This is a genomic window from Mesorhizobium sp. P5_C1 (assembly GCF_054049815.1).
In genome coordinates this window covers 1-8,834 of the sequence record NZ_JBFULQ010000222.1, presented here as the reverse complement: position 1 = coordinate 8,834, position 8,834 = coordinate 1, and the positions used below count along the sequence as shown (strand labels likewise).

9 protein-coding genes are annotated in these 8,834 nt (G+C 62.7%); 6 read left to right on the top strand and 3 right to left on the bottom strand.

What is annotated here, in order from left to right:
* The 3 genes from ACXJ7R_RS18065 to ACXJ7R_RS18055 all read left to right on the top strand — a co-directional run.
* Nucleotides 1-619, top strand: a 619-nt coding sequence (locus tag ACXJ7R_RS18065) for a Crp/Fnr family transcriptional regulator (RefSeq protein ID WP_457153027.1), incomplete at its 5' end; no start/stop codon positions are given.
* Between the two features lie 129 nt (nucleotides 620-748).
* On the top strand, nucleotides 749-1,075 hold the full coding sequence (locus ACXJ7R_RS18060) for a DUF883 family protein (RefSeq protein WP_095089295.1): 327 nt from the start codon (nucleotides 749-751) through the stop codon (nucleotides 1,073-1,075).
* A gap of 11 nt (nucleotides 1,076-1,086) precedes the next feature.
* The gene (locus ACXJ7R_RS18055; RefSeq protein ID WP_457153026.1) at nucleotides 1,087-1,545 is read left to right on the top strand and encodes a hypothetical protein; all 459 of its coding nucleotides are present in this window, start codon (nucleotides 1,087-1,089) and stop codon (nucleotides 1,543-1,545) included.
* A gap of 75 nt (nucleotides 1,546-1,620) precedes the next feature.
* Here ACXJ7R_RS18055 and ACXJ7R_RS18050 read toward each other — a convergent pair whose 3' ends face one another.
* Entirely contained in the window at nucleotides 1,621-3,162 is a 1,542-nt protein-coding gene (locus ACXJ7R_RS18050) for a sensor histidine kinase (RefSeq protein WP_457153025.1), read from the bottom strand.
* A gap of 155 nt (nucleotides 3,163-3,317) precedes the next feature.
* Between ACXJ7R_RS18050 and ACXJ7R_RS18045 the strand changes: the two genes are divergently transcribed.
* The gene (locus ACXJ7R_RS18045) at nucleotides 3,318-3,491 is read left to right on the top strand and encodes a hypothetical protein (protein WP_457153024.1); all 174 of its coding nucleotides are present in this window, start codon (nucleotides 3,318-3,320) and stop codon (nucleotides 3,489-3,491) included.
* A gap of 29 nt (nucleotides 3,492-3,520) precedes the next feature.
* Here ACXJ7R_RS18045 and ACXJ7R_RS18040 read toward each other — a convergent pair whose 3' ends face one another.
* Nucleotides 3,521-4,441: a diacylglycerol/lipid kinase family protein gene (locus ACXJ7R_RS18040; protein WP_457153023.1), complete on the bottom strand. Its 921-nt coding sequence runs from the start codon at nucleotides 4,439-4,441 to the stop codon at nucleotides 3,521-3,523.
* A gap of 255 nt (nucleotides 4,442-4,696) precedes the next feature.
* Between ACXJ7R_RS18040 and ACXJ7R_RS18035 the strand changes: the two genes are divergently transcribed.
* Nucleotides 4,697-6,034, top strand: coding sequence for a PRC-barrel domain-containing protein (locus tag ACXJ7R_RS18035; protein ID WP_457153022.1), 1,338 nt, complete (start codon nucleotides 4,697-4,699; stop codon nucleotides 6,032-6,034).
* 75 nt (nucleotides 6,035-6,109) lie between these two features.
* Here the strand turns inward: ACXJ7R_RS18035 and ACXJ7R_RS18030 are convergent, their stop codons facing one another.
* On the bottom strand, nucleotides 6,110-7,678 hold the full coding sequence (locus ACXJ7R_RS18030) for an alkaline phosphatase family protein (RefSeq protein WP_457153021.1): 1,569 nt from the start codon (nucleotides 7,676-7,678) through the stop codon (nucleotides 6,110-6,112).
* Nucleotides 7,679-7,904: 226 nt separating this feature from the next.
* On the opposite strand from ACXJ7R_RS18030, the gene ACXJ7R_RS18025 reads away from it, so the two are divergent.
* Nucleotides 7,905-8,834, top strand: a 930-nt coding sequence (locus tag ACXJ7R_RS18025) for a VOC family protein (RefSeq protein ID WP_457153020.1), incomplete at its 3' end; no start/stop codon positions are given.

Below are 8,834 nucleotides of genomic sequence, written 5' to 3'. Positions count from 1 at the left end.
CGACAAGGGCGCCACGGTCCTGGTGGAGGGAAGCCACAGCGCCCATCTCTACACCGTGCTCTCCGGATGGGCGTTCCGCTACAAGCTGTTGCAGGACGGCCGCCGCCAGATCCTCAACTACCTCATGCCCGGCGATCTGATCGGCCTGCAGGGCAGCGTGATGGGCGAAATGCAGCATTCCGTCGAGGCCCTGTCGCCGATGCTGCTGTGCGTTTTCGAACGCGAGTCTCTCCATGAGCTCTACCGCAATCATCCTGGGCTGGCCTACGACATCACCTGGATCGCGTCGCGCGAAGAGCGCATGCTGGACGAGAATCTGCTCAGCCTCGGGCGGCGCAGCGCCATCGAGCGCGCAGCCTATCTTATCGCCTTCATCGGCAGCCGGGCAAAGGTCGTTGGGCTGAATGGCAAGCAATCCGTTCAGATACCGATTACCCAACAGCACATCGCCGACACGCTCGGCCTGTCGCTGGTCCACACCAACAAGACGATCCGCAAGCTGATGGACCGCAAGCTGATTGTCTGGCGCGACGGCGGTTGCGAGGTCACCGATAATGAAGGGCTCAAGCAACTCGCCGGCTGGGAAGGGCTGGGCGAGGCGCGCCGGCCGCTGATCTGACGAAGTGCCTTTTTGTCAGCGCCAGCGGATCGGGTGCACACGCACGCGTTTTCGGCTACTTTGTCCCTAATGCCGGAACCTTGAGACATGCGGCGCGTTTGAAATCAAGCAATCACAAGGAGTTAAGCAATGGCAACTGCCGCAGGAAAGACCGCAACCGAAGGCCCGTCGAATTCAGATCTCGAAGCCGATATCAGGCAATTGAAGGCCGATATCGACAAGCTCACCAAGCAGTTGGCCAAGACCGGAGAGCATGGCTACGGCACCGCGCGCCGTGCGGCTACGGAAGGGGTCGAGCAATTGCGTGCGCAGGGCGAAGCAGCCTTTGACAGCCTGCGCGGCAATGCCAAGGATATCGAAGCGCAGTTGATGGCGAGCGTGCGCGAAAAGCCGGTGACGTCACTGGCGATCGCCGCCGGCGTCGGCTTCCTCTTCGCGCTCCTCGCGCGTCGCTAGTCGCATTCCAGATGGGAATGCTCGCATCCCTGATTGCAGGTCTGGCGTCGGGCGAAACCGCCGCCGCCATACGCCGGGCGCGCACGGCGGCAATCGTCTATGGGCTCGCCATATCCGTGGCGCTCTGCGGCCTCGGCTTTCTGGTCGGGGCAGCCTATATCTGGACGGCAAGTCGCTACGGATCGCTTGCCGCCGCGCTGTGCTTTGGCGCCGGTTTCCTGCTGCTTGCCGGGCTGATCCTGCTGATTTTCCAGATATCCGCAGGCTCACGTGCCCGGCGCCGCGCACAACAGCGCAATGCCGACATGAAAGCGATCGGCATCACCGCGGCGCTTGCCGTGCTGCCGGCGCTGCTCAAGGGCAAGGGCGGTCTCGGCGTCATTCTGGGTCCTGCCGTGGCGCTGGCTGCCTACGCCATCTACCGCGAAAACTTGAAACCACACGATCCGGAAGAAGACGAGCGGAAGTAAGGTCGGTTCTCTCTTTGACCATGATCTCTTCCGAAAACCGGCTTCAACTTTGCGTCGCGGCCTTTTGGTTCGGCATCATGGCTTGTCACTCGGCAGATCTTCCAGCGGCATCGATATTTCGGCAAACACGCCTTCCGGCCGGAACTCATGGGTCACTTCGCTTGAAATGACCTTGGCAAGGCTGCGTCGGATGAGGATCGAGCCGAAGCCGTGTCGCTCCGGCGGGGCGACTTGCGGGCCGCCGCTTTCGCGCCAGGTCAGCACGAGGCGTCGGGTCCCCTTTCTGCCTTTCGTCCTCCAGCCGAGATCAACCTTGCCTGACGCCACCGACAGCGAGCCATATTGCAGCGCATTGCTGGCCAGCTCATGCAGGATCAGGCCAAGCCCGACAGCCTGGTCTGGCGACAGCAACAAATCGTCGCCGGAGATCGTCATGCGCGGCTGGTCGGCGGTGTCGAAAGGCCTGACCTCGATCTGGACGAGTTCACGGATGCCGATGCCGCGCCACTCGCGGTCGGACAACAGATTGTGGGCGATGCCCAGGGCCTGAAGCCTCGCACCAAAGGCTTCGAGGAACTCGCTCGGCTGGCGGGCATGCCGCACGGTCTGCGTCGCCAGCGCCTGGACGGTCGCCAGCGTGTTCTTGACGCGGTGGTTGAGTTCGCGCAGCAGCAGCCGTTGCCGCTCGTCGCCAAGCTTGCGCTCGGTGATGTCGTAGTTGACGCCGAAGATCAGGGTCGGCTTGCCGTCGCCGTCGCGCTCGATGACGCGGCCGCGCGTGGCGAGCCAGCGCGGAGGATGAAAGCCCTTCACCCGGTATTCGCCGAAATAGTCGTCGCTGCCGGTCAAGGCATCGCGAAAGCGGGTTTCGGTCTGGTAGACGTCGCGAGGATCGATGGCGGTGAGGATGTCGCGCGCCCGCAGCCGGTTCGAGCGCGGCAGGTTGAACAGCTCCGACAGCAATGTATCGCATTCGATGATGTCGGTGCGGATGTCCCATGCCCAGCTGGCGAGCGAAGCCGCGTCGAGCGCAATGGCGCGCCGCTTTTCCTCACGCACAAGTGCTGCCTCGGCGATGGCGCCGCTGCGGGTCGCATCCTTCAAAGTGAACAGGCTGCCGGCGAGGCCGGCGAGCGCCTTCAACTGCTCGAGCATGGCGCTAGACGGAAAGGCATGCGGCTTGCGGTCGAGCACGCACAGCGTGCCGATGCGGGCGCCAGCCACGATCATCGGCGCGCCGGCGTAGAAGCGGAGATGATGCTTGCCGGTGACCAGCGGGTTGGTCTTGAAGCGTGGGTCCGTCGTGGCGTCCGCCACAACCATCGGCTCGTCGCCTGCAGCAATCGCATGGGCGCAGAAGGAGATGTCGGTCGCGGTTTCGGTCTCGTCCAGACCGACACAGGATTTGAACCATTGGCGCTTGTGGTCGACGAGCGTCACCAAGGCGATCGGAACCTGCATAGCCGCCGCGGCAAGGCTGCTTATGCGGTCGAAATCCGGATCGGCCGCCGTATCCAACGCCTCCAGACCGTGCAGCACGGCCAGCCGGTCCTCGTCCTTGACCGCGCGCGCAACTTCGGCCGGCAGATTCGGCACTGTTTCCGCCTTGCTGTTCACCCAAGTCCCCAATGGCCCGTCCCGGCCTTCGCTGCTTCCCGCACCTGCCGGCTCATGACCAGCCGGCGTCCCCGGAACCATCCTAGCGAGGAACCGTTACCCGACCGTGTTTTGCCGACCGCGCCAGTTGGCGAATAACGAGACAAGGACCGATCATGACCAAGATCATCCCCGAAAACAAAGCGCGTCAGGGGCGGTGGGGCTGGCACGGCTTGCGTATCCTGATTGCAGCGCTGCTTTTGGCCTTCGCGGCCTGGGGCATCGCCGAAATCTATGGTGAAATGGCCAAGACGCCGGTGACGGAGCAAGGAAGCGCGCCAAGCGGCTAGATTTTCGGCCTTCATCGTTGGAGATCGCATCAGGCAGCCTTCGCCTCTGCGATGCGGGCCGGTACCAGGACATTGAGTGCGCCAGGCCGGATTTCGATCGTCGTCTCACGGTCAAGCCTGACCAGTTCACCGTCGATGACGGCACGGAACTTTCTGCTGCCCGAATGGATTTTCAGGACCGTTCGGTCAGCTTGATGGATTTCCACGTGTTCGTTGTCGCGCCATTTTCCGCGCGCCATGTTGAAGAAGAATTTGACCAGTTCGGCACGCTGCTGCGCCACCGTGACATAGACGCCAAGCACGCCGCCCGCCGGGTTGTCGGCGTAGGGCAGGTGGCCTTCGCCGAACAGATTGTTGGTGATGCCGATGCCGGTGATGCGGGCCGCCATCTCGGCGTTGCCGATGCTGAGCGTCACGTTCATCGCCGGTGGATTGTTGATCGTCGCCCAGGCCGCCTTGGCCGAGGCGCCGATCTTTCCCAGACGTGAACCGAATTCCATTTTCTGGCGCAGCTGCACCATCTTGGCATGCATGCCGATTGAGAACTGATGAACGAAGGGCCGGCCGTTTGCCGTGGCCACGTCGACCGCGATGATCTCGCCATCGGCGAAGGATTTCAGCGCGGCATCGAGGGACTGCGGAATACCCAGTCYGCGTGCGAACAGATTCATCGTGCCGGCCGGCAATATGGCAAGCGCCTTCCTGGTGCCCATCAGCCGGGCGGCGGCGGCGGAAATGGTTCCATCACCGCCGCCGGCCAGCACGACATCGACAGCGCGTCGCGATGCAGCGCCATCAAGCGTCTCCACCACGTCCTTGCCGGCAACGACATCAATGCTGAGGGAGTGGCCTGCCGTCTCCAGGGTCTGGCGCATTCTGTCGGAAAAGACGGCAAGGTCCGTCGTGCGCAAGGTGCCGCCGTCCCGGTTCAGCACCGCAGCAAATTTCATGCCCCGCTCCGCCATTCCATCACGATAGGGCCGGGATAGACCCAGCCACGGGCTGAAACGCGACCAAGCGGGAAAGGTTCCGTTTTGAGAAACCGCCGGCGCTTCGCCGCTTCTTGGCTTCGGCACGACGCGAAGTGTTTTGTCGGAACAACAGCATGGTCACGACGTTGTGAAGAAGATGCCGCGTCCGAACCTCCTCAGCGACGGTTCAACCGAGCGCGGCGCGTACGAAATCACCCACGAGGAGAGATCATCATGACCCGCAACCTCTTAGCCACGACCGCACTCGCAGCGCTGGTCGCGACCGGGGCCTATGCGCAGAATGCGACATCCCCGGCGCCGGCCCAGACCCCCGCTGTTCAGGAGCCAGCCGCCACTCCGGTGCGCACCGAAGGCAGCATCGTCACCAACATCATCGGTGAAACCGTGTACAACGGCACCGGCGACGATGCCGAGAACATCGGCAAGGTCAGCGATGTCGTCTTCGACAAGGATGGCCAGGCCAAGTCCGTCGTCATCGGCGTTGGCGGTTTTCTGGGTGTGGGAGCGAAGAATGTCGCCTTCGATTACGACAAGCTGCAATGGGCCGAAAGGAACGGCGACCGCTGGCTGGTTGCCCAGGCGACCAAGGACGAACTGACGGCGCAGCCGGAGTTCGACAGCAAGCCCTATGCACCGGCTCCGGCACCGGCCGCATCGACGGACGCAAAGGCTCCGGCTGCATCCGCGCCGGCTGACACCGCGCAGACACCCGTCGACATGAATGCTGCGCCGGCCGAACCGGTGAAGCGCGCCGACGGCAATCTCGCCACCAACATCATTGGCGAAACCGTCTACAACGGCACCGGCGATGACGCGCAGAACATCGGCAGCGTCAACGACATTGTTCTGACAAATGAAGGCAAGGCCGAGTCGCTGGTCATCGGCGTCGGCGGCTTCCTCGGCCTTGGCGCCAAGAATGTCACCTATGATTTCGGCAAGGCCCAGTGGGCCGAGAAGAACGGCGACCGCTGGCTGGTGGCCCAGACCACCAAGGAGGAACTTCAGGCGCAGCCGGATTTCAACCGCAAGGCCTATGATCCGGCACCGGCAACGACGGCTTCCAATGAGCCGGCTGCAACCGCACCGGCTGCTGCACCGTCCGATGCCACGGCTCCTGCCGTCGCACCGGCTGACAAGACGGCTGAGGCTCCTGCTGCTTCGACACCCGATGCCTCGGCACCCGACCAGACCCAGACGGCGGCAATCGACAAGTCGACCTTAACCGAGATGCCTGTCGGCGAGATTCGCGCCGAGGACCTGAAGGGCACGACCGTTTACGGTGCCAATGACACCAAGGTCGGCGAAATCGGTGACGTCGTGCTGGCGCCCGACAACAAGACCGACGCTGTGATCGTCGATGTCGGTGGCTTCCTCGGCATTGGCGAGAAGGAAGTCGCGGTCGGCATGGATAATCTCAAATTCATGACCGACAAGGATGGCAGGAAGTACCTGTACACGACCTTCACCAAGGAACAGCTCGAGGCTCAGACTGCTTACGACAAGGGCAGCTATACGGAGAAGCGTGACCAGCAGCGCATGATCGTGCAGTAGGATAGCAGGGCAGTAGGGCAGTAGGGCAGTAGGGCAGTAGGGCAGTAGGGTGCGGCGTAGTCCAAGCCTACCGCTCTACTGCCTTGATCCCCTGCTAACATGGCCGGCAACACCGTGCTCGGTCAGTTCGGCCAGTGCCAGCGACTGGTCGAGATGTTCGGCTCGCCAGGCAAGTAGCCTTTCGGCGAATTCCAGCCGCACGGCCAGGTGGGCCGGATCGGCGGCGAGGTTGTTCAATTCGCCCAGATCGCTTTCCAGGTCGAACAGCAGCGGCGGCAAGTTACCGCCGAAATGCACATATTTGAATTTTTCCGTGCGGATGACGGCGAGATTGCATTGGCGTGAGGCGACGCCGAAATGCCGTTCGGCTTCSCCCTCGGCTATCGAGCGGAAATCGAACTCCCAATGCGCGGCATCGCGCCACGCTGCAGGGCTCCCGCCGCTCAGGAACGGTTTCAGCGAGCATCCGTCGAGATGCGGTTGTGGGGCTTCGCCGAGCAGGTCGAGAAGCGTCGGCAAAATGTCCACCGCTTCGGTGAACCGATCGACACTACCGCCGGCAGCCTTGCCATGGCGCAGGTCGCGGATGATCAGCGGAATGTGGTAGCTGCCGTCGAAATAGCCGCCCTTGCCCAGCATGAAATGGTCGCCCATCATCTCGGCGTGGTCTGATGTCAGCACGATGATGGTGTCGTCCCACGCGCTTGCGGCCTTGACCGCTTGCCAGATACGGCCGAGCTGCGCGTCGACCTCCGAGATCATGCCGTAGTAGATCGCGCGGATGCGGCGAAAGTCGTCATCGCTCCAATCATGCACCTTGCCACTGCCCTCGGGACGGAACTTGGCCTGCTTCTGCCGGCCGAGATCATAGGCGAGATAGGGGTGGCTCTCCGCTTCTGCCTGCCAGCTTGCCGCACGGTGGAAGGCAGGACCGGCAGCCGGATCATACAAATTGTTGTATGGCTCGGGCGCGATGAAGGGCGGGTGCGGGCTGATGAAGGAAAGATGGGCAAACCATGGCGCGTCGTCCTCCTGCTCGCCGAGCCAGCGCGTGAATTCGCCGGTCAGAAAGGAGGATGGGGTTTCGTCCTTCGAATAAACGGGCGGTGCGTTGCTGACGGCGGCCTCGGCCTTGCCGCTTTCGTTCACCGGGCGATGGATATCCGGCGATCCGGCGCCGGTATCGATGCCCCGCTGCTTGAGCCAGGACAGCCACTGCTTCTGATGCTCGGGCAGCAACTGGCGCACCGTGAATCCAGGCAGCACGCCTTCATAGCTTTGCAGCCGTGGGTCGCCCGGCGCCAGCAGGCGCGGGTCGAGCGATACGTCGGTGTAGCCGAACAGCGTCGGATCATAGCCGAGGCTGCGGGCATGTAGCGCGATGTTGCCGTGACGGGCGTCGAGCGGCGTGCCGTTGCGGCAGACGCGGTTGTTCATCTGGTAGAGGCCGGTGTAGAGGCAGGCGCGGGCCGGCGAGCAAGGTGCCGCACCACCATAGTGCCGTTTGAACAGCACACCCTCGGCGGCCAGCGCGTCGGCATTCGGCGTCTTGACAACCGGATGGCCGGCAGCCGACAGGCAATCGCCGCGCCACTGGTCGCATGTGATCAGAAGAACATTCGGGCGCCTGGCTTTTCCGGTCACTCGCGATACCCTTATCCTGTATGGTCGAACGCCGCTCATGGAACCGAATTCCGGCGACGGCGCAAGCCTGACATGTTCGTCAATTGGTGAACGAATTTGTTTTGATTGTTCACTATTAAAGCACAGTCCATTCTGTGTTTGCCGCCTTTGCCGCAGGCGGTGGTGTCCTCATATAGGCGTGGACAGCGGCAAGGGCCGCACAAGCACCAAGGGAAGGAGCAAGACGATGCTCGATCAGATCAAGGGTCTCCATCACGTCACCTCGATGGCCAGGGATGCCCGGCAGAACAACGATTTCTTCACCAGGAAACTCGGTCAGCGCCGGGTCAAGAAGACCGTCAATTTCGATGCGCCTGACGTTTACCACCTCTACTATGGCGACGAGGCCGGCACGCCGGGCTCGGTGATGACCTATTTTCCGTTTCCCAACATCGGCAAGGGCCGTCATGGCGTCGGCGAAGTCGGCACCACGGTCTACTCCGTGCCGGAAGGCACGCTGGCCTATTGGGAAAAGCGTTTTGCCGATGAAGGCGTCTCGGGCCTGTCGCGCGACGAGACATTCGGCGAGAAGCGCCTGGCCTTTGCAGGGCCGGACGGCGATGGTTTCGCCCTGGTCGAGGACAAGGCCGACGCCAGAAAGCCATGGGCGAAAGGCGGCATCCCCACCGATGAGGCGATCCGCGGCTTTCACTCCGTGTCGCTCAGGCTGAAGGATGGCGGCGCCACCGAGGAGCTGCTGAAGTTCATGGGCTACGAGGAGATCGACAAGTCCGGAAATGTCAGGCGAATGGCGGTGAAGAACGGCAATGGCGCCGACGTCGTCGACATCGAATCGCTGCCGGGTGCCGCCTTCGCCGATCTCGGCGCGGGCTCCGTCCACCATGTCGCCTTCGCCGTCGAGAACCGCGCCAAGCAGCTCGAAGTGCGCAAGGCGCTGATGGACACCGGCTATCAGGTGACGCCGGTGATCGACCGCGATTATTTCTGGGCGATCTATTTCCGCACGCCGGGTGGCGTGCTGTTCGAAGTCGCCACCAACGAACCGGGTTTCGATCGCGATGAGGATACCGCTCATCTCGGTGAGGCGCTGAAGCTGCCGACTCAGCACCAGCACCTGCGGCCCTATCTCGAACAGCATTTGCAGAAGCTGGAAGGC

What these genes read in the sequence shown, in the direction of transcription:
- ACXJ7R_RS18035 (WP_457153022.1), top strand. Translation starts at nt 4,697, where the DNA reads ATGACCCGCAACCTCTTAGCCACGACCGCACTCGCAGCGCTGGTCGCG.
- ACXJ7R_RS18055 (WP_457153026.1), top strand. Translation starts at nt 1,087, where the DNA reads ATGGGAATGCTCGCATCCCTGATTGCAGGTCTGGCGTCGGGCGAAACC.
- ACXJ7R_RS18060 (WP_095089295.1), top strand. Translation starts at nt 749, where the DNA reads ATGGCAACTGCCGCAGGAAAGACCGCAACCGAAGGCCCGTCGAATTCA.
- ACXJ7R_RS18045 (WP_457153024.1), top strand. Translation starts at nt 3,318, where the DNA reads ATGACCAAGATCATCCCCGAAAACAAAGCGCGTCAGGGGCGGTGGGGC.